The sequence below is a fragment of the Agromyces aurantiacus genome, from assembly GCF_016907355.1.
GTDB classification, from domain to species: Bacteria; Actinomycetota; Actinomycetes; order Actinomycetales; family Microbacteriaceae; genus Agromyces; species Agromyces aurantiacus.
In genome coordinates this window covers 2,246,504-2,269,098 of record NZ_JAFBBW010000001.1, presented here as the reverse complement: position 1 = coordinate 2,269,098, position 22,595 = coordinate 2,246,504, and the positions used below count along the sequence as shown (strand labels likewise).

General features: G+C 70.0%; 20 protein-coding genes and 2 tRNA genes. 2 read left to right on the top strand and 20 right to left on the bottom strand.

All coding sequences use genetic code 11. The features are described from left to right. Nucleotides 1–66: 66 nt before the first annotated feature. The 6 genes from JOD46_RS10755 to JOD46_RS10730 all read right to left on the bottom strand — a co-directional run bounded on the left by JOD46_RS10755 (nt 67) and on the right by JOD46_RS10730 (nt 7,082). Nucleotides 67–2,829 carry an ATP-binding protein gene (locus JOD46_RS10755; RefSeq protein ID WP_204394126.1) on the bottom strand — a complete coding sequence of 921 codons (2,763 nt, stop codon included), beginning with the start codon at nt 2,827–2,829 and terminating at the stop codon, nt 67–69. 638 nt (nt 2,830–3,467) lie between these two features. After that, nucleotides 3,468–4,280, bottom strand: a complete 813-nt coding sequence (locus JOD46_RS10750) for a hypothetical protein (RefSeq protein WP_204394124.1) — start codon at nt 4,278–4,280, stop codon at nt 3,468–3,470. A 30-nt stretch (nt 4,281–4,310) separates the two neighbouring features. Further along, nucleotides 4,311–4,571, bottom strand: coding sequence for a hypothetical protein (locus JOD46_RS10745; RefSeq protein ID WP_204394122.1), 261 nt, complete (start codon nt 4,569–4,571; stop codon nt 4,311–4,313). A gap of 108 nt (nt 4,572–4,679) precedes the next feature. After that, nucleotides 4,680–4,753 (bottom strand) — tRNA-Ile (locus JOD46_RS10740). Nucleotides 4,754–4,763: 10 nt separating this feature from the next. Further along, nucleotides 4,764–6,005, bottom strand: coding sequence for a glycosyltransferase (locus JOD46_RS10735; RefSeq protein ID WP_307835001.1), 1,242 nt, complete (start codon nt 6,003–6,005; stop codon nt 4,764–4,766). A 159-nt stretch (nt 6,006–6,164) separates the two neighbouring features. Further along, nucleotides 6,165–7,082, bottom strand: coding sequence for a DMT family transporter (locus JOD46_RS10730; RefSeq protein ID WP_372432447.1), 918 nt, complete (start codon nt 7,080–7,082; stop codon nt 6,165–6,167). A gap of 41 nt (nt 7,083–7,123) precedes the next feature. Here JOD46_RS10730 and def point away from each other — a divergent pair, with 41 nt between their 5' ends. Next, nucleotides 7,124–7,690, top strand: coding sequence for a peptide deformylase (gene def, locus JOD46_RS10725; protein ID WP_204394116.1), 567 nt, complete (start codon nt 7,124–7,126; stop codon nt 7,688–7,690). Nucleotides 7,691–7,708: 18 nt separating this feature from the next. Here def and JOD46_RS10720 read toward each other — a convergent pair whose 3' ends face one another. The 12 genes from JOD46_RS10720 to dusB form a co-directional block, all read right to left on the bottom strand. After that, a complete protein-coding gene (locus JOD46_RS10720) occupies nt 7,709–8,014 on the bottom strand; it encodes an AzlD domain-containing protein (RefSeq protein ID WP_204394114.1) in 306 nt (101 codons plus the stop codon). Further along, nucleotides 8,011–8,688 (bottom strand): AzlC family ABC transporter permease, encoded by a 678-nt coding sequence (locus tag JOD46_RS10715; RefSeq protein WP_204394112.1) that lies wholly within the window; start codon nt 8,686–8,688, stop codon nt 8,011–8,013. The genes JOD46_RS10720 and JOD46_RS10715 overlap by 4 nt, the downstream gene beginning before the upstream one ends. A gap of 134 nt (nt 8,689–8,822) precedes the next feature. Further along, nucleotides 8,823–8,895 (bottom strand) — tRNA-Asn (locus JOD46_RS10710). A gap of 92 nt (nt 8,896–8,987) precedes the next feature. Next, nucleotides 8,988–10,004, bottom strand: coding sequence for a D-isomer specific 2-hydroxyacid dehydrogenase family protein (locus JOD46_RS10705; RefSeq protein WP_307835000.1), 1,017 nt, complete (start codon nt 10,002–10,004; stop codon nt 8,988–8,990). Beyond that, complete coding sequence (locus JOD46_RS10700) at nt 10,001–10,867, bottom strand: ATP-binding cassette domain-containing protein (RefSeq protein ID WP_204394110.1); 867 nt, start codon at nt 10,865–10,867, stop codon at nt 10,001–10,003. The genes JOD46_RS10705 and JOD46_RS10700 overlap by 4 nt, the downstream gene beginning before the upstream one ends. Continuing rightward, complete coding sequence (locus JOD46_RS10695; RefSeq protein ID WP_204394108.1) at nt 10,864–12,555, bottom strand: ABC transporter ATP-binding protein; 1,692 nt, start codon at nt 12,553–12,555, stop codon at nt 10,864–10,866. Before JOD46_RS10695 ends, JOD46_RS10700 begins: the two co-directional genes overlap by 4 nt. Further along, nucleotides 12,552–13,625: an ABC transporter permease gene (locus JOD46_RS10690; protein WP_204394107.1), complete on the bottom strand. Its 1,074-nt coding sequence runs from the start codon at nt 13,623–13,625 to the stop codon at nt 12,552–12,554. The genes JOD46_RS10695 and JOD46_RS10690 overlap by 4 nt, the downstream gene beginning before the upstream one ends. Nucleotide 13,626: 1 nt before the next feature. After that, a complete protein-coding gene (locus JOD46_RS10685; RefSeq protein WP_204394105.1) occupies nt 13,627–14,721 on the bottom strand; it encodes an ABC transporter permease in 1,095 nt (364 codons plus the stop codon). 85 nt (nt 14,722–14,806) lie between these two features. Then, nucleotides 14,807–16,441, bottom strand: coding sequence for an ABC transporter substrate-binding protein (locus tag JOD46_RS10680; RefSeq protein ID WP_204394103.1), 1,635 nt, complete (start codon nt 16,439–16,441; stop codon nt 14,807–14,809). Between the two features lie 219 nt (nt 16,442–16,660). Next, nucleotides 16,661–18,616, bottom strand: coding sequence for a DNA primase (gene dnaG / locus JOD46_RS10675; RefSeq protein WP_204394101.1), 1,956 nt, complete (start codon nt 18,614–18,616; stop codon nt 16,661–16,663). Nucleotides 18,617–18,663: 47 nt separating this feature from the next. After that, nucleotides 18,664–19,923 carry a deoxyguanosinetriphosphate triphosphohydrolase gene (locus JOD46_RS10670; protein ID WP_204394099.1) on the bottom strand — a complete coding sequence of 420 codons (1,260 nt, stop codon included), beginning with the start codon at nt 19,921–19,923 and terminating at the stop codon, nt 18,664–18,666. A 4-nt stretch (nt 19,924–19,927) separates the two neighbouring features. After that, complete coding sequence (gene dusB, locus JOD46_RS10665; RefSeq protein WP_204394097.1) at nt 19,928–21,082, bottom strand: tRNA dihydrouridine synthase DusB; 1,155 nt, start codon at nt 21,080–21,082, stop codon at nt 19,928–19,930. Nucleotides 21,083–21,174: 92 nt separating this feature from the next. On the opposite strand from dusB, the gene JOD46_RS10660 reads away from it, so the two are divergent. Then, nucleotides 21,175–21,660, top strand: coding sequence for an aminoacyl-tRNA deacylase (locus tag JOD46_RS10660; protein WP_204394095.1), 486 nt, complete (start codon nt 21,175–21,177; stop codon nt 21,658–21,660). Nucleotides 21,661–21,752: 92 nt separating this feature from the next. On the opposite strand, the gene JOD46_RS18810 is transcribed toward JOD46_RS10660, so the two are convergent. Both JOD46_RS18810 and JOD46_RS10655 read right to left on the bottom strand, forming a co-directional pair. Next, nucleotides 21,753–21,878 (bottom strand): hypothetical protein, encoded by a 126-nt coding sequence (locus tag JOD46_RS18810; RefSeq protein WP_275588149.1) that lies wholly within the window; start codon nt 21,876–21,878, stop codon nt 21,753–21,755. Further along, entirely contained in the window at nt 21,875–22,540 is a 666-nt protein-coding gene (locus tag JOD46_RS10655) for a DsbA family oxidoreductase (protein WP_204394093.1), read from the bottom strand. The genes JOD46_RS18810 and JOD46_RS10655 overlap by 4 nt, the downstream gene beginning before the upstream one ends. Nucleotides 22,541–22,595: the final 55 nt, after the last annotated feature.

Sequence of the window (22,595 nt, the reverse complement as noted above, 5' to 3'; positions counted from 1 at the left end):
CCGGCCGGTACGAATCGGCACCACCTTCGGTCGGCCTCACCCCTCCGTTTCCGAGAGCGAGCTTCGTCACTCTCGGGAATCATCACCGGCGTCGGTGAGGGCGCCAGCCAACTGGCTGCGCGAGGTGACTCCCATCTTCGGAAAGATTCTGTAGAGGTGAGAGCCGACCGTGCGGTGCGACAGGAAGAGCCGTTCGCCGATCTCGCGGTTGGAGAGGCCTTGAGCGGCGAGGTCGGCGATTTGGGCTTCTTGCGGCGAGAGCAGCTCCCGTGGGGCAGGACTGGGCTGCCAGCCTCGCTCTCCGGTCGCGCGCAGCTCGGCATTGGCTCGCGCAGCCCAGGTTCGGGCTCCGACGGCGTGGAAGTCGTCCCGTGCCGCGCGCAGCGGCACACGGGACTCGATGACTCGTCGATGACGGCGCAACCATGACCCATAGGCCAGTTCCACCCGGGCGCGATGCCAAGGGAGCTTGCGACCTGCGCCGTGCAGCGCGCCCTCGAAGAGCGTCTCGGCGCTCGTGTTCTCTGCCAACACTGCTCGTGAGTACTCCAACGCGATCGTCGCCCCCGCCGCAGGAGAGGCCCCGGCCAGACGCTCCATGGATCCCAGGATCGTGCGCGCCTCAGCTTCTTGACCCGTATGAACCGCTGCGTCAGCGAGGTAGCTCAAGGTCCACACTTGTTGTGCTCGTTGGAAGGCAGGATCGGCCGGGTCGAACACGCGGCGGAGTTCCCTGTAGGCCTGCTCGTGGTGGTCGATGCCGAGCTCGGCGACTCCCCTGGCGAGCTGGACGCCGGCGAGCAGCGAAGATGATGCATTCGGCGTGCGCAGCGCGACGAGTTGTGCCTGGGTCAACAGGTCGTGGTCTGCCTCGTGTCCACCCCTGACGGCATGGTCGAACGCGACCGCGATCCGGGCCGTGGCAGCCCATGTCGATTGACCGGTCTCGTCCGCCAGACGCACCGCCTCATCAGCGGACCGGGCAACCTCGAAGATCCCGAGGTAGATCTCAGCCCAGGCCCTGATGGCCAGCGCTTCGGCGAGCAGGCTCAGCCGGCCCTGCGTACGGAGTGCTTCGATCGGCGTGGAGAGGAAGGTCAGAGCGCGAGGGAAGTCCCCCGTGCAGAACGCGGCGATTCCGAGCAAGCCGGCCAGTTCTGGTCGCACATCGGCGTCCGAGATCCAGCGCTCGAGGTGATCGAAGACCATCTGGCTGTACTCGTGGGACTCCGCGAGCGCGTAGATGGCGAGGAGGCGCGGATCATTCGCAGGTACTCCCACACGCTCGGCAGCGAGGACGATCTGATGGCGGAGGATTTTGCCCGGGTCACGCCACCACACTCGGCGGGCGGCTCCGACCAGGAGTTGCATCGCAAGGTCGGAGTCGTTCGACGCGGTGGCATCCGCCGCCATGTCCACCAAGCGTCGTACTTCAGCCGGCTCACCCGTGGAACCGTCGTGGAACACACCTTCGAGCCACAACAGCCTCGACCGATCACGTGTCTGCAGCGTCATCTGGGCGACCTGCCCCTTGATGCGTTCGACTTCGTTGAATCGGCCGAGTTGGAAACTGAGTTCAGCGGCACTGAGCAGCCGCGTGGCTTGAGATGCGGGATCTGGACTCAGGGCCGCCGCGCGCTCGAGCCAAGCGGCAGCAGAGGCGACGGCACCTCGGCGTCGGGCGCGTCCAGCCGCTTGTTCCAGGTCGGCGGCGACCTGCTCATCTCGCTCCGACATCGACGAGGCACGATGCCAGGTCGCCCGATCCGGATGATCGCCGAGGACTTCCGCGAGTGCCGCGTGCGCCTCTCGCCGTGCCGCCAGGGAGCTGGACTGTCGGAGGGCTGAACCGATCAGCGGATGCGCGATCCGGTACCTATCGCCGGTCGGAACCAACAGTCCCTGATCGAATGCGGGCTGCGCCATCGGAGGCCCGATCGAGGAACCGTACAACCGAGATGCGGCCGCCAGCAGATCGCTGATGCTGTCACCATCGTCGATGGCAGCGATCGCGAGGACCGCACGTACCGGGGCGTCAAGATGCTCCACTCGCACTGCGAACGCCCGCTCCAGGCGCGTGGTCATCGGGAGATCCTCGTCCCCGTCGCTCCAGGCATTGCGCCCCGATTCCAAGGCGGTGGCGAACTCGAGCAATGCCAGTGGGTTCCCATGAGCCTGCCGTAGGACGCGATCTCTCGCCGACCAGGAGAGCTGGGGCGCGCGAGCCTCCAATAAGGCTGCCGAGGATGCGGTATCGATGCCCGCCAGTTCCAGCCACTCAACGGTTCGGTGATCTGCGAACGGAAGGGGCCGTGGGCGCGACGTGCACAGCAGGACGACTCGCTCGTTGGCGATCCGGCGAGCGACGAAACCGACCACATCGATAGACGGCTGATCCATCCAGTGCAGGTCGTCGACCGCGAGCAGGACTGGCGCGCGTCGTGCCGCTTCGACGACGAGCTCCAGGACAGCCAGCGACGTGAAGAACGGATTGGTGGCGTTCGAGTCGGTCATGGCGAAGCAGGCCAAGAGGGCGTCGCGTTGGTTGACCGGCAGCCGGTCGGCAGAGGGCAACAACGGCCGAAGCAGCTGATGAAGTCCTGCGAACGGGAACGCGGTCTCGGCTTGACTGGCGCGAGCGGTCAGAACCGTGAAGCCATGAGATTCTGCGTGAACGAGCACATGATCCAGCAGGGCACTCTTGCCCACGCCCGGCTCTCCCAGCAGCCCGACTGCACGACCTCGGAATTCGACCTCGCGAAGGTGACCGAACAGAAATCCCAACTCCTGGTCTCGCCCCACGAGGTGTTGACCGAAGGTCGCGCTCACAGTGTTGAGCATCCACGCAACAGCGCCAGATGTCTAGACTTCGCCGAACCGACTCGAACGCCCGCCCAAGGGAGTCTGTCGTGAGCGCACTGGTGCGCGCCCGATCTGGCAACAGCAGACGGGGCCCGAGCAGACGCCGCTCCGCTCGCTCGACGAGTCCGGCGGTCGTAGGGCGGACGGGACTTGAACCCGTGACCGATGGATCTCCTCGACCCGAGGTCGCCGTCTCGGCTCGAGCCGGGCTGCCTCGAACAATCTCGGCCCGATCAGGATTCCTTGCCGCGATCGTCGCTGTCGTTTCTCGATGCCTCCCGTCGATCTCGACCGTTCTCGAGACGTCTTGGGTCAAAAGTGTTGGATAAGCGCGTGCGCGGACCAAGTGACGAAGGTCCCGGTTCAGAGATCTCCCTTCGGCATCAAGAAAGGAAGAGTCGACGGAATTGCGTGCAAGGTGGGCGAACTCATCGCTCGTCACGCCGCATCGCTCGATAATCGCGCCGATGTTGTCGTCGAAGTATGTCGGGGGCGTCGGAGTGCACTGAGGCGTTGAGTCCGTGCGCGAGCATCCCTCGGATGGCGTGCCGTTCAAGGTCGTCGGCGACGTCCTGGGTACTGCGGCGGGCCCTCGGGTGTTGAAGTCAGCGGACGAACGCAGTGCGGCGCCCCTCGGGCAGCCCGCGGACGACGACGGTGTCGGTAAAGACGCCGCCGTCATCCAGCCGCGTCGCCAAGGTGTCCGCGGACCGGAAGAGGACATACCGTCCTCGCGACGTCGGTAGGAAGCTCACGCTCCCGACCTGCTCCGAGAAGAGATCGACGAATCCTCCGTCGGCACTTACCGCACCGGACGCGAACAGGCCGGTCTCGTAGTTGTAGAACAGCACCTTGCCGTCGCCGACCGACTCGATCTGCGTCCAAGGATCGAAGTGGAAGCTGTTGCCGAAGTCGTGATAGCCGCCGTCGCCGGTGACCACTCCGGTTGCTGCCAGCCCCGCTTGAGCATTGTAGAAGAGGATCCGGTTCTCGCCGACGTGAACGATGTGCGTCCAGAAGTCGAGCGGGAAGCGCTCGCTGATGAACTCGTGCCGGCCGTCGTCGAACACGCGACCGATGGCACTCGCGCTGCGGTACTCGCCGTGCTCCGAGACCGTCGTGTTCCACATCACGAATCCGTTCGACAACACGGTCACCCGATGGAAAGGGATCCCCAGCGAGCTCGTGACGAGGTCGGTGAAACTGCCGTCCGGCCCGAATCGGCCGGTGCTCACGTGGTCATCGGATCCCCGATAGAACAGCGTCATCCCGTCGTCGGCGGGAAGGATGAGGTTCCACGACGGGTCGAGTGGAAAGTCCCTGAGTTTGGACACGGTGCCGTCGGGGGCCAAGCGGCCCGTGGTCGACGCGCCGGACGCGGAATCGTATGAGAGCCAGAGTTCTTCGCCGTTGAGCATTCGAGACCCCCTCGTCGGAACTCGACCAGACTATGCCCGCCAGCCGGCATGCACGAGGGATCTGTCGGGGTCGTCGAGCCACACGTCGGCGAGGTGGATGAACTTCGGGCGGCCCCGTCCGTCGGTACGCATGTCGCAGGTGGCCTGCACATGCACGCCGAGGTAGTCGGCGAGCTCGCTCGTGGTCGACGTGGGCTCGAGGCTGAGCCGGAAGTGGCGTTCGCTGTTCGTATCACCAAGGTGTTCGAGGCGAACCCAACTCGGTCGAGTACGGTCGACGACCCTGACCATGCACGCCCATTTCGGCGCGCGAACGAATGGACGTTGGATCAACGTTGACGACATCAAGTCCCTGCCCTCCACTTAGAGGCAAGAAACCCTGATCAAGTTGAATTACGGTAGGGCGGACGGGACTTGAACCCGTGACCGATGGATTATGAGTCCACTGCTCTGACCGGCTGAGCTACCGCCCCTGGAGCGATCTCAGTCGGGAACGATGACCGGGATCGACTCGGTGACCGGATCGGTCACGCGCTCACCACGATACAGACTCTCGAAGGTGTCGAGCGTGCGGGTGATGTCGTGGGCCTTGATGCGCTTGAGCGACCGCGACTTCATCGCGTTGTACTCGTCGGCCGGGGCTTCGAGCACGAGGCGGAGCTTCGCCGCCAGGTCTTCGGCGCTGCCGGGTTCGAAGAGGTAGCCGTTCTCGCCGTCGTGCACGAGGTGCGGCAGGGCCATCGCGTTGGCGGCGACAACGGGCAGCGCCGAGGCCATCGCCTCCATGGTCACGATGCTCTGGAGCTCGGCGATCGAGGGCATCGCGAGCACCGAGGCCCGGTGGTACGCCTCGCGCAGCTCCTCGTCGGTGACGTAGCCGGTGAAGGTGACCCGGTCGGCGATGCCGAGGTCGACGGCCATGTGCTCGAGGTTGCGCTTCTGGTCGCCGCCGCCGACGATCTCGACCTTCACGTCGAGCTCGGGCGGAAGCAGGGTGACCGCGCGCAGCAGCACGTCGATGTGCTTCTCACCGGTGACCCGGCCGACGAAGATGATGCGGTTCTCGGTGCGGGGCTGCCAGTTCGGGAAGTACTTGTGCGCGTCGATGCCGCACGAGATCGCGTGCACGCCGCGCAGTCCGGTGTAGCGCTCGAGGAAGTCGGCGGCGCGGCGCGTGGGCGTGGTGACCGACTCGGCGCGCCCGAACGTGCGTCGTGCGGCCTTCCACGCGAGCCCGACGGCCCAGTCCTGCCACGCCTTGGGGATCAGCGTGAACTCGAGCATGTTCTCGGGCATGAAGTGGTTGGTGCCGATGATGCGGATGCCGCGCTTCTCGGCCTCGATCGAGAGCCCGCGGCCCACGACGATGTGCGACTGGAAGTGCACGACGTCGGGCTTCACCTGGTCGAGCACGCGCGCCGAGTTCTGCTTGATGCGCCACGGCAGCGCGAAGCGCAGCCAGTCATGCGGGTACCAGCGCCAACTGTAGAGTCGGTGCGCGGTGATCTCCTGACCCTCGTGCACCTCCTTCCACGTGCCGTGCTTCCGGCTCGCGGCCGGTGCCATGACGTGCACCTCGTGCCCTCGTTCGACGAGGCCCGCGGCGAGGCGCTCGGCGAAGCGGGCGGCGCCGTTGACGTCGGGCGCGAAGGTGTCGGCGCCGATCAGGATGCGGAGCGGACGCTCAGCATCGTGGTCGGCGGTTCCGCGCGATGAGTCGGACACGTCGTGCTGTACCTCGCTGTTCGTGGAACGGGGAGCCTGCCTCCGCACGGGAGTGCGCGGGGCTGCTGGGCGGGATTCTCCGAACATAGTCTACGAGAGCCCGATCCGCAGGCCCTGTGGATGGCGCGGCGCGCTGCTCGGATGCGCACGCCGCCGGGCTCAGAGCCGCGTCTGCGGATGGTTCCGGGCCAGCAGGAACACGCCCCACACCGCGATGGCCCCGGCGACCGCGAAGACGATGTTCGCCCAGAACGGAGCCTGCGAGGCCTCCCCCAGCACGATGATGCCGATGAGCACCGCCACCATGGGGTCGACGACCGTGAGCCCGGCGATCACGAGGTCGGGCGGCCCGCTCGCGTAGGCGTTCTGCACGAAGTACGCGCCGAGCGCCGTCGCCGCGAGGAGGGCGATGACGCACGTGAACGTGAGCCACTCGAACTCGCCCTGACGCAGCCGGCCGAGCACGACCTTGGCGAGCGTCGCGACGAAGCCGTAGAGGACGCCGGCCATGATGACGTAGTAGAGGGCGCGGATGCGGTTGCGGAACAGCGCGAACGTGACGGCGGCGGCCGCGAGCACGACCGCGAGCACGATCAGGATCGTCACGAGCTGGCCGGCGGTGATCGGTCGGTCGACGGCGGTGAACGCGGCGACGCCGACGAAGAGGAAGACGCCGCCGACGCACATGACGATCGCGATGATCGACTTGCGCTTGAGCTCGACGTGGTTAATGCGGGAGTTCAGGATCGAGGTGATCACGAGCGCGAGCGCGCCGAGCGGCTGCACGACGATGATGGGCGCGAAGTAGAGGCTCGAGAGCTGGAAGACGATCGCGAGCCCCAGCATGAGCGTGCCGAGCACCCACGACGGGCGGGCGAGCAGCAGCATGAGCTGGCGGCCGTTCAGGCCCTTGCCGAGCGTGTCGACGGTCTGCGCCTCGACCTTGACGACGCCGCGGTGCTGGAACTGCGCGCCGACCGAGAGGAACACGGCGCCGATGAGCGCGAGCGGGATGCCGATGAACTGGGTGGGGTCGAGCGGGATCAGCTCGGTCAGCTCGCTGAGGTCGGGATCCACGACCTCGACCATACCCGTTCGCCCCTCGATATCCTTGGCGAATGGCCGTCCTCCCCATCCGAATCACGGGTGACCCCGTGCTGCACGCGCCGGCCTCGCCGGTCGACCGCATCGACGACGAACTGCGCGCGTTGGTGGCCGACCTGTTCGAGACGATGGATGCCGCGCCGGGCGTGGGTCTCGCCGCGCCGCAGGTCGGCGTCGGCCTCCGCGTGTTCACGTACGGATGGACCGACGAGGACGACCGCGAGTGGCGCGGCGTCGCGATCAACCCCGAGCTCTGGATCTCGCCGCCGATCCCCGGCGCGCCCGACGAGGACGAGGAGTCCGAGGGCTGCCTGTCGTTCCCGGGCGAGCGATTCGCGCTGCGTCGCTCCGAGCGGGCGATCCTGCGCGCGACCGACCTCGACGGCGAGCCCTACGAGATCGTCGCCGACGGATGGCTCGCGCGGATCTTCCAGCACGAGTACGACCACCTCGACGGCGTGCTGTACATGGACCGCCTCGACGACCACGACCAGCGCATCGTGCAGAAGATCGCGAAGAAGCGCGGGTGGGGCCGGCCCGGTTCGAGCTGGACGCCGGGCGTCGAGCGCCTCGAGGGCTGAGCCCGCGGCATCCGCCCCTCAGGCGACGAATCGGATGCCGGCGGCGACCAGCGCCGCGACCGCCACGACGACGATGAACGGCGTGCGCACCGCGTAGAGCGCGGCCGCGACGATCACGGCGGGCACGCGCGCGTCGACGACGAGCGCCTGCCCCGCACCGAGCGTCTGCACGGCGATGAGCGCCGCCAGGAGCGCGACGGTCAGCAGGTCGGCGATGCGCGCCGGGCGCTCCCGCTGGAGGAAGCCGGCAGGCACGAGATGACCCGCGAGCTTCAACGCGAGCGTGGCCGCGCTCGCGAGCAGGATCACATGCCACGCGGTCATGCGCCCTCCCGCCGGCGGAACAGGTCGAACCATCCGACGGCCACGGCGACGATCGCGGCGACGAGCACGGGCAGCCCCGGCGCGAGCACGGGCGTCGCGATCGTGGCGACCACCGCGGCCATGACGGCCGTCGCGCCGGCCTGCAGCTTCGTCAGCCTCGGCCAGAGCAGCCCGAGGAAGGCGGCCGCGGCCGCGGCGTCGAGCCCGTAGGCGCGGGTGTCGCCGAGCGCGTCGCCGATCAGCGCGCCGGCGAGCGTCGTGAGGTTCCAGCCGACGAAGATCGCGATGCCGGTGACCCAGAAGCCGACGCGCGCGGCGCGCTCGGTGGACTGCGCGAGCGCCACGGCCGTGGACTCGTCGATCGTCACCCACGCGGCGGCGATGCGATGCGCGAGGCCGTGCTCGCCGACGACCGGTCGCATCCGCATGCCGTAGACCACGTTGCGCACGCCGAGCAGCGCCGCGGCGGCGATGGCCGAGCCGCCGGCCGCGACCCCGCCGGCGCCGATCACGCCCACGAGGGCGAACTGCGACCCGCCGGTGAACATCACGAGGCTGAGGAACGCGGTCTGCCAGAGATCCAGCCCCGAGGCGACCGACAGCGCGCCGAACGAGATGCCGTACGCAGCGGTCGCGAGGCCGACCGCGAGGCCATCGCGTCGGGCCGTCCGCACGGCGGCCCACTCGTCGAGCGCGGCGTCCGCTGCGGCGGGCGGATCGGCGGCCTCCTCCGACAGGGCGGCCTCCTCGTGCGTGCGCGGCGATCGAACGGAAGAACCCCGGCCTCATGGAGGACCGGGGTTCGAAGCTCCCCCACTTGGACTCGAACCAAGAACCTATCGGTTAACAGCCGATTGCTCTGCCAATTGAGCTATGGAGGATCGCGTATCGCGCAGAGACACTCTAGCAAAGCGCGGCCCGGACTCCCAATCCGAGCCGCCCTCAGCTCGGCCTGCGCCGGCGGTGCACGTCGTCAGTACCCCGCGTCGAGGTCGATGAGCCCCTCGAAGCGCCCCGTGCCGAGGAGTGCGGCCGTGTTCGCCGCGACGCGCTGCGCGAACAGCGGCACGGTCATCGCCTCGGTGTCGGCCACGTGCGGCGTCACGATGCAGTTGGGCGCGTGCCAGAGCGGATGTCCGGCGGGCAGCGGCTCGGGGTCGGTGACGTCGAGGCCCGCCCCGCCGAGCCGCCCCGACTCGAGCGCCTCCACGAGCGCCGCGGTGTCGACCAGCGCGCCGCGGGCGACGTTGACGAGGACCGCGCCGTCGGGCAGCGCGCCGAGCTCCTCGCGACCCAGGAGCCCGCGCGTGTCGTCCGTGAGCGCGGCGGCGACGAAGACCACCTCGGCCGTGGCGAGGGCCTCGGCCAGCCGTACGGCCGGCAGGGTCCGCTCGGCGCCGGGCACCGCGCCATCCGAACGCCGGACGACCGTCGCGCGCACGCCGAACGGCGCGAGCAGGCGAAGCAGCTCGACCGCGATGCCGCCCGCGCCCACGATCACGACATCGGCGCCGTAGAGGCTCCGCCCGCGCTCGTCGGCGCGCCACTCCCCCGCGCGCACGCGCGCCGGCAGCTCGCGGAGCACGGCCAGCGCGAGCATGAGCGCGTGCTCCGCGACGGGCTGCGCGTACGCGCCCTTCGCGCTGGTCCACACCCGGCCGTCGCCGCGGTGGCGCCGGAGCAGCCCGGCGAACGCGTCGACGCCCGCCCACGGGAGCTGCACCCACGAGATCGCCGGATGGCTCGCCAGCAGCTCCTCGAGCCGGTCCTCGCCCTCGGCGCTGGTCCAGACCAGGCCGCGGGTCGCCGTCGACAGCGGTGCGACGTGCCCGCCGGCGCGGCCGACCGCCTCGGCGAATCGAGGCTCGTCGGCGGGCACGATCGCGATCGGCCCCGGTTCGGGCCGCGGCGCGAGCATCGCGGCATCCGCGCTGCCGACCGCACCCGCGACCGCGCGGTGCCGTGCGTCGCCGGCTCCGGGCGCCGTCACGCGGGCGGCTCGGGCTTCAGCTCGTCGATCACCGCGTGGCCGTCGTCGAGCGCGCCGGCCAGCGCCTTCACGTACGGATGCGACGGATCGTGGAAGACCTCGTCCATGGTGCCGATCGCGACGAGCTCGCCCCGATCGAGCACCGCGAGGCGGTCGGCGACCCGGCGGAGCACCGGCAGGTCGTGGGTGATGACGATCGCCGAGAAGGTGTGGCCGTCGCGCAGCTCGTTGACGAGCTGCGCGACCGCGTCGCGCACCGTCAGGTCGATGCCCGCCGTGGGCTGGTCGGCGATGAGCAGCTTCGGGCCGAGCACGAGCGCCCGGGCCAGCGCCACGCGCTGCCGCTGACCGCCGCTCAGCTCGTACGGGTACTTCTCGAGCATGCTGAGCGGAAGCCGCACGGCATCGACCATCGTCGCCACGCGCGTGGTGAGGGCCTTCCGGTTGTACCGGTGGTCGCGTTCGAGGATCGGCTCGCCGATGATCTCGGAGATCGTCCGGTCGGGCGGCAGGTTCGCCGCGGCATCCTGCGCCAGGTAGCCGACGTGGAACCGCAGCTCGTTGAGCCGGCGCCGGTTGACGCCGCGCAGGGGTGTGCCCAGCACCAGCGCCTCGCCGCCCGTGATCACCGGGCGCACCTCGCCGCCCGGTCCGGACGACTCGAACGCGACCCCGGAGAGCACCTTGGCGAGCGTCGAGGTGCCGCTGCCCGCCGACCCGAGCAGTCCCAGCACCTCCCCCGGGGCGAGCCGGAGGTTCACGCCGTGCACGGCGACGTGCGCCGCGCTCGCACCGTGGGCGGGGTACTCGACCGTGAGGTCGCTCACGACGATCGGATAGCCGTGCGTCGCGGAGCGGGTCATCGGGTGGCCTCCCGGATGCGCCGCAGCTCCTCCCGTCGTTCGGCCTGGGCGACCGGGTCGGGCACGGGCAGCGACGCCAGCAGGCGCTGGGTGTACGGGTCCTTCGGCGCGCCGAGCACCTCAGCGCCGGTGCCCTCCTCGACGAGCCGGCCGTGGTAGAGCACCGCGATGCGGTCGGCGAGCAGGTCGACCACGGCGAGGTCGTGGCTGATGAAGAGGCACGCGAAGCCGAAGTCGCGCTGCAGCTCGGCGAACAGGTCGAGCACGCGCGCCTGCACCGACACGTCGAGCGCCGAGGTGGGCTCGTCGGCGATGAGCAGTTCGGGCTCGAGCGCGATCCCCCGCGCGAGGCTCGCGCGCTGGCGCTGGCCACCGGAGAGCTCGTGCGGGTACCGGTCGCCGTAGGAGGCGGGCAGCTGGACCGCCTCGAGGAGCTCGTTCACCCGCGGGCGGGCGTCGCGCGCGTCGACCGCGCGCTCGTGGATCACGAGCGGCTCGGCCACGGCCTCGGCGATCGTCAACAGCGGGTTGAAGCTCGAGGCCGGATCCTGGAACACGAACCCGAGGCGGTCGCGCACCGGCCGGAAGTCGCGCTCGCGGATGCCGAGCATCTCGTGGCCGAGCACCGTCAGCGATCCACCGGTCACCTTGGTGAGGCCCGCGATCGCCCGGCCGATCGTCGTCTTGCCCGATCCGCTCTCGCCGACCAGGCCGAGCACCTCGCCGGGCCGGATCATGAGGTCGACGCCGTCGACCGCGCGGAAGCCCGCGCGGCCGAACCGGCCCGGGTAGACGATCTCGAGGCCGCGGGCCTCGACGATCGGCGCCTGCTCCGCCCAGTCGGCGGGCCGCGCCGCCGCGCGCTCGGCCGCACGCACCGTGCCGTGCCCCACGTACGGCACGGCCGCGAGCAGCGCCTTGGTGTAGTCGTCCTGCGGGTTCGCGAAGAGCTCGCGCGCGGTGGCCTCCTCGACCACCCGGCCCTGGTACATGACCACGACCCGGTCGGCGAGGTCGGCCACGACGCCCATGTTGTGCGTGATGAGCACGATCGCGGTGCCGAACTCGTCGCGCACGCGGCGCAGCAGGTCGAGGATCTCGGCCTGCACGGTCACGTCGAGCGCGGTCGTCGGCTCGTCGGCCACGATGAGGCCGGGCTCGAGCACGAGGGCCATGGCGATGACGATGCGCTGCTTCTGGCCGCCCGAGAACTGGTGCGGGTAGTAGTCGACGCGGTGCTCGGGGTCGGGGATGCCGACCTTGCCGAGGATCTCGATCGCCTTCGCGCGCGCCTGCTTCTTCGACAGCTTCCCGTGCGCGAGCAGGCCCTCCATGATCTGCCACCCGACGGTGAAGACCGGGTTGAGGGCGGTCGAGGGCTCCTGGAACACCATCGCGACGTCGCGGCCGCGGATCGAGCGCAGCTTGTCGCGCGAGAGCGACACCACGTCCTGGTCGGCGGTGCCCGCCCGGTTCGTGAGGACCACGGCGCCGCTGGTCGTCGCGGTCTCGGGCAGCAGGCCCAGGATGGTCTTCGCCGTCACGGTCTTGCCGCTGCCGGACTCGCCGACGATCGCGACGACCTCGCCGCGCTCCACCGTCAGGCTCACGTCCTCGACGGCCTTCACGGCCCCGGCGTCCGTCGCGAACGACACGCCGAGCCGGTCGATGTCCACCACCGTGCTCATCGCTTGACCTCGATCCCGTGCTCGTCGAACGTCTCGCCGTCCTCGAGGCCGCTGAGGCCTCCCGGACCGGCGACCAGGGTGCCGCCCGGCACGACCGAGGTCTCGGCGACCTCGCCCGCGGCCTGGGCGACCCGGCGCCGCCCCCGCAGGCGCGGGTCGGCGAGGTCGTTCAGGCTCTCGCCGACCAGCGTGATGCCGAGCACCGTGAACACGATCGCGAGGCCCGGGAACATCGCCGTCCACCAGATGCCGCTCGTGACGTCGGAGAGCGCCTTGTTGAGGTCGTAGCCCCACTCGGCAGCCGAGGTCGGCTCGATGCCGAAGCCCAGGAAGCCGAGGCCCGCGAGCGTGAGGATCGCCTCGGAGGAGTTCAGTGTGAAGATCAGCGGCAGCGTGCGGGTGGCGTTGCGCAGGACGTGCCGGAAGATGATGCGCGAGTTCGACGCGCCGAGCACCTTGGCCGACTCCACGTACGCCTCGGCCTTGATGCGCACGGTCTCGGCACGGATCACCCGCAGGTACTGCGGGATGAACACGACCGTGATCGAGATCGCGGCGGCGAAGATGCCGCCCCACATGCTCGACTGCCCGCCCGAGATCACGATCGCGACGAGGATCGCCAGGAGCAGGGACGGGAAGGCGTAGATCGCATCGCTGATGACGACGAGCACGCGGTCGAGCCATCCGCCGATGTACCCGGAGACGAGGCCGAGGAACACGCCGAGGAACAGCGAGAGCACGACGGCCACGATGATCACGAGCAGCGCGGTCTGCGCCCCCCAGATGACGCGCGAGAGCACGTCGTAGCCGCCGACGGTCGTGCCGAGCAGGTGCTCGGGCGACGGCGGCTGCTGAGCGCCGAACGGGCCCTCGGCGGAGCGCAGCTGGTTGTACCGGTAGGGCGCCAGCACCGGCGCGAAGATCGCCGTGAGGATGAACACGCCGGTGATGACCAGACCCGTCACCAGCATGCCGCGCTGGAGCCCGACGCTCTGCCGGAGCTGGTGGACGACGGGGAGCCGGTCGCGCAGTCGCCGCTTGGGGACGACGGCGGTGGATGCCGCGGTCATGTCAGTACCTCACCCTCGGGTCGATGAGCGCCGCGAGCACGTCGACGACGAAGTTGGTCAGCGCGACGATCACCGCGAGGAGGGCCACGATGCCCTGCACGGCGACGAAGTCGCGGGCCTGGAGGTACTCGGCGAGCTGGAAGCCGAGTCCCTTCCATTCGAACGTGGTCTCGGTGAGCACCGCACCCGCGAGCAGCAGCGCGATCTGCAGGCCGATGACCGTGATGATCGGGATGAGCGCGGGACGGTACGCGTGACGACGGAGCAGCCGGTACTCGCTCACGCCGCGCGAGCGTGCCGCGTCGACGTAGTCGGTGGCGAGCGTGCCGATCACGTTCGTGCGCACGAGCCGGAGGAACACGCCCGCCGTGAGCAGGCCGAGCGCGATCGAGGGCAGCACGGCGTGCGCGAGCACGTCGCCGAGCACGGCGGGGTCGCCGGTCCGGATGGCATCGACCGTGTAGAGCCCGGTCGGGTTGGGCAGCGTCTGCATCTGCAGCTCCGCGCCGGTGGAGGCACGACCCGCGACCGGCAGCCAGCCGAGCCACACCGAGAAGACGAGCTTCAGCAGCATGCCCGCGAAGAACACCGGCGTGGCGTAGCAGAGGATCGCGAAGACGCGCAGCACGGCGTCCTGTCCGCGGTCGCGGAAATACGCGGCGGCGAGGCCGAGCGGGATGCCGACGACGAAGGCGACGAGCAGCGAGTAGGACGCGAGCTCGAGCGTCGCGCCGCCGTAGGTCAGCAGCACCTCGATCACGGGTCGGTTGTCGCTGATGGTCGTGCCGAAGTCGCCGGTGAAGATCTGTCCGAGGTACTCGAGGTACTGGACGATGATCGGGCGGTCGTACCCGGCTGCCGAGATGCGTTCGGCGAGCTGCTCGGCGGTGAGCCGGTCGCCGAGCGCGGCGGTGATCGGGTCGCCGGTCGCGCGGACCGCGATGAACACCACGGTCACGAGGATGAAGACGGTCGGGAAGATCAGCAGGAAGCGGATCAGCAGGTACCGACCGAGTCCTCCGCCTTGGGCCTTGGGTTTGGGCCGTCCTGGCTGCGGGGCGCCCTCCGCGAGGGCCGTGGTGTCAACAGTGCTCATGGGTTCCTCAGGGGTGCAGGGGAACGGGGGCGACCCGCGGTTGCAGATCGCCCCCGTCGTAGAGCTTCAACGACTCTAGTCGCGCTCAGCCCTTCGAGAGCGCTCCGTAGCGGAACTTGAACGACGCGTCGAGCGTGTCCTCGGTCCCCGAGACGTCCGATCCGACGACCGCGACCTGGGCACCCTGCAGGTAGGGCACCGTCGACAGGTCGGCGGCGACCTTCTGCTGGATCTCCTCGATGAGCGCCGTGCGGGCGTCCGCGTCGGCGGTGACCGACTGCTCGAGGATGAGGTCGTTGACCTCCTGGTTCTCGTAGTGGTTGCCGAGGAAGTTCTCGGTGAGGAAGAACGGCGTCAGGTAGTTGTCGGCGTCCGAGTAGTCCGGGAACCAGCCGAGCTGGTACGCGGGGTAGACGTCGGCGGTGCGGTCCTTCGAGTACTGCACCCACTCGGTGGTCTGCAGGTTCACCGTGAACAGGCCCGAGGCCTCGAGCTGGTCCTTGATCAGCGCGTACTCGTCGCCCGAGGACGGACCGTAGTGGTCGTTCGAGTACTGCAGGTTCAGCTCGACCGGCGTCTGCACGCCGGCATCCTCGAGCGCCTTGGCGGCCTTGTCGGCGTCGGGGCCGCCGTTGCCGTCGCCGTACAGCTCCTTGAGGGGCTGGATGGCGCCGGTCAGGCCGTCGGGCACGAACGAGTACAGCGGGGTGTAGGTGTCCTTGTAGACCTGCGACGCGATCTCCTCGCGGTCGATCAGGTCGGCGACCGCCTGGCGCACCGCGAGGGCCTTGGCCGGGTCGGCCTCGGGCGTGGAGGCGCCGTACGGCTGCGTGTTGAAGTTGAACACGATGTAGCGGATCTCACCGCCGGGGCCCTCGACGACCTTGACCTTGTCGTTGCCGCGGAGGTCGTCGATGTCGGTCGCGGAGAGGCTCCGGAACGCGACGTCGATGTTGCCCTCCTGGACGTCGAGCTTCATGTTCGACGCGTCGGCGTAGTACTTGACGTTGACCGTGTCGGTCTTCGGCGCACCGAGGATGCCCTGGTAGTCGGGGTTCGCCTTGTACGCCACGAGGTTGTTGAAGTCGTAGCTCGTGATGGCGTACTGGCCCGCGAACGCGTTGCCCGCGACGATGTCGTCGTCGGAGGTCAGCGAGTCGGGCGAGAAGACCTCCTCGTCGACGATCGGGCCGGCCGGGCTCGAGAGGATCTGGGGGAAGATCTGGTCGTTCTCGCTCTTGAGCTTGAACACGACCGTCGTGTCGTCGACGGCCTCGACCGAGTCGAGGTTGTAGAGCAGCGACGAGGGGCCGTTGTCGTCGGCGATCGCGAGCTGGCGGTCGAACGTGAACTTGACGTCGGAGGCCGTGAGGTCGTTGCCGTTGGTGAACTTCAGGCCGTCCTTGAGCTTCACCGTGTACTCGGTCGGCGAGGTGAACTCGGCCGACTCGGCGATGTCGGGCTCGACGTCGGAGGAACCGTACGGCGTGTTCATGAGGAACGGGAACACCTGGTTCATCACCGCGAAGGACCCGTTGTCGTACGACCCGGCCGGGTCGAGCGTGGTGACCTTGTCGGTGGTGCCGATGGTGAGCGTTCCGCCGCCGGAGGAACCCTCGTCGCCACCGCCGGCGGAGCAGCCGGCGAGGGCGAGTGCGGCGGCGGAGAAGCCCGCAGCGAGCACGAGGCCCCGCCTGCGGAGCGTGGATGCGGATGCCATATCCGTCTACCTCTTCCTGTCAGGTGATCGCGCGCGGGGTCGCCGCGTCGCGATCTCGTATCTTCCAGACCTAGCACACGGGCCGACGCCCGGCTCTCGGGGGGTGGTCGCACGGCCGGGAATGTGACCGATCTGCAACCTTGCGCTCATCCGAGCAGGCTCGCGCGTGAGCAGTCCTCGATTCCGGATGCGACGCCGCCGCCGGAGGCCGCCGACGGCTCAGTCGCCGCGGAGCGCGCGCCGTTCCCGTTCGAGATCGACGAGCGCGCGCTGGATGGCCGCGAACGTGGTGCGGTCGCCGGGGTCGGTGCGCTGCAGCCGACCCAGCAGCTCCTGCTTCTGCCGCAGCAGCTCGCGGTCGACGAGTCCCGACACGACGCCCCGGACGTACGCGGTCAGCTCGGTGTCGTCGCGCTGCGGCACGGGCAGCACCGCGAGCTGCTGCACGATCGACGCGAACGGCGCGGGCACCTCGGCGACCACGCGGTCGACCGTGAGGGTCGCCGTCGCCGTGCCCGATCCGCCGGCGCCGCCGCCCGCCGTCATCGCCGATGCGATGCCGTCGCGCACGACCGCGAGCGTCGGGTTGCCGAACCGGCAGTCCACGCCCTGCCGGAGCAGGTCGTCGCCGACCGCCTCGGGGTACTGCAGCATGGCCTGCAGCGCGTCGCGTTCGAGCCGGGTCGCCGGGTCGTTCGGCAGCTGCACGATCGAGAACGGCCGCTCGGATGGCGCGGCGCCGGGGCCGCGCGAACCGCCCGGCCGGTCGGGGCCTCCCCCGTCGTCACGGCGCGCGGCGCCGTCGCGGTCGGGCCGCGACGCCCGAGCGCCCTCGACTCGGTCGCTCGGAGCGCGCTCGCGCCCCTCCGCGGAGCGCACGGCACGCGCGACCTCGCCGAGCTCCATGCCGAGCATGCGCGCGAGCTCGCGCGTGTATCCCGGTCGGAGGGCCGGGTCGCGCAGGTCGGCGACGATCGGCGCCGCCGCGCGGAGCGCCGCCACGCGGCCCTCGACCGTCTCGAGGTCGAACCTCGACAACGTGTGCCGGATCACGAACTCGAACATGGGCGTCTTCGTCTCGATGAGCGTGCGCACGGCGCCGTCGCCGCGCGCGAGGCGCAGGTCGCACGGGTCGAGCCCGTCGGGTGCCACAGCCACGAAGGTCTGCGCCGCGAACCGCTTCTCCTCGGCGAACGCGCGCATCGCGGCCTTCTGGCCCGCTGCGTCGCCGTCGAACGTGAACACCACTTCGCCGACGCCGGAGTCGTCGCCGAGCACGCGCCGGAGCACCTTGATGTGGTCGACGCCGAACGAGGTGCCGCAGGTCGCGATCGCCGTCGTGACCCCCGCGAGGTGGCAGGCCATGACGTCGGTGTAGCCCTCGACGACCACCACGCGGTGCGTCTTCGCGATGTCGCGCTTGGCGATATCGAGCCCGTAGAGCACCTGCGCCTTGTGGTAGATCGCGGTCTCGGGGGTGTTCAGGTACTTGGGCCCGGGGTCGTCCTCGAGCAGCTTGCGCGCGCCGAACCCGACCGTCTGCCCCGTGACGTCGCGGATGGGCCAGATCAGCCGGCCGCGGAACCGGTCGTAGACGCCCCGGTCGCCCTGCGAGACGAGGCCCGCGGCGCTGAGTTCCTCGGTCGTGAACCCCTTGGCCTTCAGGTGGTCGGTGAGCGCATCCCAGCTCTTGGGAGCGAAGCCCACGCCGAAGTGGGCCGCGGCGGCCGCGTCGAAGCCGCGCTCGCCGAGGAACCGCCGCCCGACCTCGGCCTCGGGCGAGGTCAGCCGCTCGACGAAGAACTCGGCTGCGGCCTGGTTGGCCGCGAGCAGGCGCGCGCGGTTGCCGTGGTCGGCGGCCGGGCCGCCATCCTCGTAGTGCAGCTCGAAGCCGATCCGCCCGGCGAGGCGCTCGACCGCCTCGGTGAAGGAGACGTGGTCCATGCGCTGCAGGAATGTGTAGACATCGCCGGATTCGCCGCATCCGAAGCAGTGGTAGAAGCCGCGCTGCGGCGTCACGTGGAAGCTCGGGCTGCGCTCGTCATGGAAGGGGCAGAGGCCCTTCATCGATCCGACGCCGGCCGACTTCAACGAGACGTGCTCGCCGATGATGTCGGCGATGTTCGTGCGGGCCTTCACCTCTTCGACGTCGCTCTGTCGAATCCGGCCCGCCATGGCTCAATCCTATTCCGCGGATGGGGCGCGGCGGCCCGTCACGCGCGTCACCGCTGCACCAGCCGTTCGTACCAGGCGAGCGCGGACTGGTCGGTCAGGCTCGCGACTTGGTCGACGACGACGCGCTTGCGCGCCGCGTCATCCGTCGCTGCGCGCCAGTCCTCGGCGAAGCCCGCGTCGAGGTTCGCCTCGCCGGATCGCCAGAGCGCATCGGCGAGCGAGGTGAGCACCTGCCGCTGCTGGCTGTAGATCGGCTGACGGGTGTTCCGCGACATCACGAATGCCGCGACGATGCCCTTGAGCACGGCGATCTCGGCCTGCACGTGCCGGGGCACCACCACGTCGGCGTCGAACCGGATGAGGCTCGCGACCGGGTGGTGCGCCCGGGTCGCCTCGGTCGCGGCGTGCGCGAACCGCCCGATGAGCTGGCTCGTGAGGTTCTTGAGCGCGGCCTGGTCGCGACGGCTGCCCTGCCACGACGAGATCCACACGTCGAGCGAGTCGAGCCGGTCGAACGCGGCGATGAGCTCGTCGTGGCCGATGGCCCCGCCGATCCACTCGTACATCGACGAGACGAGCTCATCGTGGTCGACACGGCGGCCGAGCGCGGCGACGTCGATGTAGCCGCCGACGATCGCATCCTCGAAGTCGTGCACCGAGTAGGCGATGTCGTCGGAGAGGTCCATGACCTGCGCCTCGATGCAGAGCCGTCGCTCTGGGGCGCCACGGCGCATCCACTCGAACACGTCGATGTCGTCGGCGTAGAAGCCGAACTTGTTGCGCCCGCTCGGGTCGCCGACGCCGGCGGCCTCGGGCCAGGGGTACTTGCAGCTCGCGTCGAGGCTCGCGCGCGTGAGGTTGAGCCCGAGCGAGCGCCCCGCGGGCGAGAACACCTTGGGCTCGAGTCGCGTGAGGATCCGCAGGGTCTGCGCGTTGCCCTCGAACCCGCCGATGTCGGCCGCCCACGCGTTCAGCGCCTTCTCGCCGTTGTGCCCGAAGGGCGGGTGCCCGAGGTCGTGCGCGAGGCACGCGGTGTCGACGACGTCGGGGTCGAGGCCGATGCTCGACGCGAGCTCGCGACCGACCTGGGCGACCTCGAGCGAGTGCGTGAGGCGGTTGCGCGCGAAGTCGAGCCCGGAGGTGGGGCTCAGCACCTGCGTCTTCGCCGCGAGGCGCCGCAGCGCGCTCGAGTGCAGCAGGCGGGCGCGGTCGCGCGCGAAGTCGCTGCGCCGGCGGTTCTCGTGCTGCTCGGGCAGGAATCGCTCGACGTCGGCCTCGTCGTAGCCGCCGAAGAGTCGGTCGCGCACGCGATCAGCCGCCGCTCGTGTCGAGCTCGGCGTCGACGAGGGTGGTGCGATCGTGCCCGGCGAGTTCCTGCGAGTCGAGCCAGCCGTCGGGCAGCGACGGGTTCTTGGGCGTGCCGGCTCGGCCGCGCGGCCCCTCGGCGCCCTCGCCCGGGTACGGCATCGACCAGTCGAGCGTGCCGAGGAGGTCGTCGAGCTGGGCGAGCGACTCGACGGTCGCGAGCTTCGCCCGCAGCTCGCCGCCCACCGGGTACCCCTTGAAGTACCAGGCGACGTGCTTGCGGATGTCGCGGCACCCGCGTTCCTCGCTGTCGAAGAACTCGGTCAGCAGCTCGGCGTGCCGGCGGAAGGTGCGCGCGACGTCGCCGAGCGAGGGCTCGGCCTTCTCCTCCACGCCGCGGAAGGCGGCGGCCAGGTCGCCGAACAGCCACGGGCGACCGAGGCAGCCGCGGCCGACCACGACCCCGTCGCATCCGGTCTCCTCGACCATGCGCAGCGCGTCGTCGGCCGACCAGATGTCGCCGTTGCCGAGCACCGGCACGCTCGTCACGGCCTCCTTCAGCTTCGCGATCGCCGGCCAGTCGGCGTGGCCCGAGTAGAACTCGGCGGCCGTGCGCGCGTGCAGCGCGATCGAGGCGACGCCCGCGCCCTCGGCGATGCGGCCGGCCTCGAGGTAGGTGAGGTGATCGGCGTCGATGCCCTTGCGCATCTTGATCGTGAGCGGGATCTCGCCGGCGGCCTTCACGGCGCCCTCGACGATGTCGCGGAACAGCCCGCTCTTCCAGGGCAGCGCGGCGCCCCCGCCCTTGCGCGTGACCTTGGGCACGGGGCAGCCGAAGTTGAGGTCGATGTGGTCGGCGCGGTCCTCGGCGACGAGCATGGTCACGGCCTCGGAGACCGTCTTGGGGTCGACGCCGTAGAGCTGGATCGACCGCGGCGTCTCGGACTCGTGGTGCGTGATGAGCCGCATCGATTCGGGCGTGCGCTCGACGAGCGCGCGGCTCGTGATCATCTCGCTGACGTACAGGCCGGCGCCGAACTCGCGGCAGAGCCGGCGGAACGCGGTGTTGGTGATGCCCGCCATGGGCGCGAGCACGACCGGCACCTCGAGGTCGAGGCCGCCGATCGTGAGCGCGCGGGCGGGGGTCGTGGTCGTTGGCATCGCTTTCGATTCTCCCAGACGACCGGGCCATCCGGCCCGGCACCGCCGCGCTCGGCCTAGGATGCGGTCATGGCTGCGCTGTGGAGGACGGCATGACCGCGCCCGAGGGACTCGTCGGCGTCGAACGCGTGAAGGCGGATGCCGCGGCGCGCGGACTCGACATCGAGGTGATCATGCGCCCGCCGGCGCGCAGTCTCGAGGAGGCCGCGCAGCTGCTCGGCATCACGCCGGCCGACATCGTGAAGTCGCTCGTCGTGAAGAAGAGCGACGACACCTACGTCTTCGCGCTGGTCCCGGGCGGGCGCAAGATCAGCTGGCCCAAGCTGCGCGCGCTGCTCTCGGTGAACAAGCTGCAGCTGCCGGATGCCTCGCTCGCGCTCGCCGCGACCGGCTACGAGCGCGGCACCATCACCCCGCTCGGCTCGACGCACGCGTGGCCCGTGGTCGTCGACGCGACGATCCCGGGGCGCCGCGTCTCGATGGGCGCGGGCGAGCACGGCCGCAGCCTCTTCGTCGACGCCGACGCGCTCGTGCGCGCGTTCGACGCGACCGTCGCCGACATCACCGACCCCGAGTAGTCACCCACCCGCCGTCGCGGCCCGCCTCACCGTCCGCCGCGTCGCGAGATGACGCGAATCGATCTCCACGCAGAACGATCGAACGATTCGCGTCACTTCACAGGGGTCGACTCGGGCTCGACCGGGAGCAGGCACGCGTCGCCCTCGCACACCGCGGCCGAGGGGTCGCCGATCATCGTGAACGGCGCGGGCGCGGCATCCGTCGTCTGGTTGCTCACGCGGCGGCCCCGTCGCGCTCGCCGGCCACCTGGGTGAGCACCTGCGCGAACACCTCGGCCGGCTGCGCCCCCGAGACGCCGTACTTGCCCTCGAACACGAAGAACGGCACGCCCTGGATGCCGTAGGCCCCGGCCTGCACGATGTCGGCCTGCACCGCCGCACCGTAGCGGCCCGACTCGAGCGCCTCGCGCGCGGCGTGGGCATCGAGGCCGACCTCGGCGGCCAGCTCGACGAGCTCGTCGACGCGACCCACATGCCGGCCCTCGGTGAAGTACGCGCGGAAGAGCCGCTCGGACAGCTCGAGCTGGCGGCCCTGCTCCTTCGCGAAGTGCAGCAGCTCGTGCGCCTTCAGCGTCTTGGTGTGCTGGAGCGCGTCGAAGTCGTAGTCCAGGCCGGCCGCGGCCGCGATGCCGGAGACGCGCTGGAGCATCTGCTCGACCTGCGCGACGGGCAGGCCCTTGTGCCCGGCGAGGAAGTCCACCTCGCTGCCCTCGAAGTCGACGGGGGTGTCGGGCGCGAGCTCGAACGAGTGGTACTCGATCTCGACCTCGGGCGCGTCGTCGCCGAGCGCGGCGAGGCCGCCCTCGAGGTGGCGCTTGCCGATGTAGCACCATGGGCACGCGATGTCGGACCAGATGTCGATCTTGATGGGGGACGTCACGATGTACGCGAACGGATGAAAGGCTCCGCGTATTCCCGTCGCGGTACACGAGCGA

Excerpts from the sequence above, each read along its gene's own strand:
- JOD46_RS10750 (WP_204394124.1), bottom strand. The coding sequence starts at position 4,280 with ATGCTCAACGGCGAAGAACTCTGGCTCTCATACGATTCCGCGTCCGGC.
- JOD46_RS10745 (WP_204394122.1), bottom strand. The coding sequence starts at position 4,571 with ATGGTCAGGGTCGTCGACCGTACTCGACCGAGTTGGGTTCGCCTCGAA.
- def (WP_204394116.1), top strand. The coding sequence starts at position 7,124 with ATGGCCGTCCTCCCCATCCGAATCACGGGTGACCCCGTGCTGCACGCG.
- JOD46_RS10720 (WP_204394114.1), bottom strand. The coding sequence starts at position 8,014 with ATGACCGCGTGGCATGTGATCCTGCTCGCGAGCGCGGCCACGCTCGCG.
- JOD46_RS10700 (WP_204394110.1), bottom strand. The coding sequence starts at position 10,867 with ATGACCCGCTCCGCGACGCACGGCTATCCGATCGTCGTGAGCGACCTC.
- JOD46_RS10695 (WP_204394108.1), bottom strand. The coding sequence starts at position 12,555 with ATGAGCACGGTGGTGGACATCGACCGGCTCGGCGTGTCGTTCGCGACG.
- JOD46_RS10690 (WP_204394107.1), bottom strand. The coding sequence starts at position 13,625 with ATGACCGCGGCATCCACCGCCGTCGTCCCCAAGCGGCGACTGCGCGAC.
- JOD46_RS10685 (WP_204394105.1), bottom strand. The coding sequence starts at position 14,721 with ATGAGCACTGTTGACACCACGGCCCTCGCGGAGGGCGCCCCGCAGCCA.
- JOD46_RS10680 (WP_204394103.1), bottom strand. The coding sequence starts at position 16,441 with ATGGCATCCGCATCCACGCTCCGCAGGCGGGGCCTCGTGCTCGCTGCG.
- dnaG (WP_204394101.1), bottom strand. The coding sequence starts at position 18,616 with ATGGCGGGCCGGATTCGACAGAGCGACGTCGAAGAGGTGAAGGCCCGC.
- dusB (WP_204394097.1), bottom strand. The coding sequence starts at position 21,082 with ATGCCAACGACCACGACCCCCGCCCGCGCGCTCACGATCGGCGGCCTC.
- JOD46_RS10660 (WP_204394095.1), top strand. The coding sequence starts at position 21,175 with ATGACCGCGCCCGAGGGACTCGTCGGCGTCGAACGCGTGAAGGCGGAT.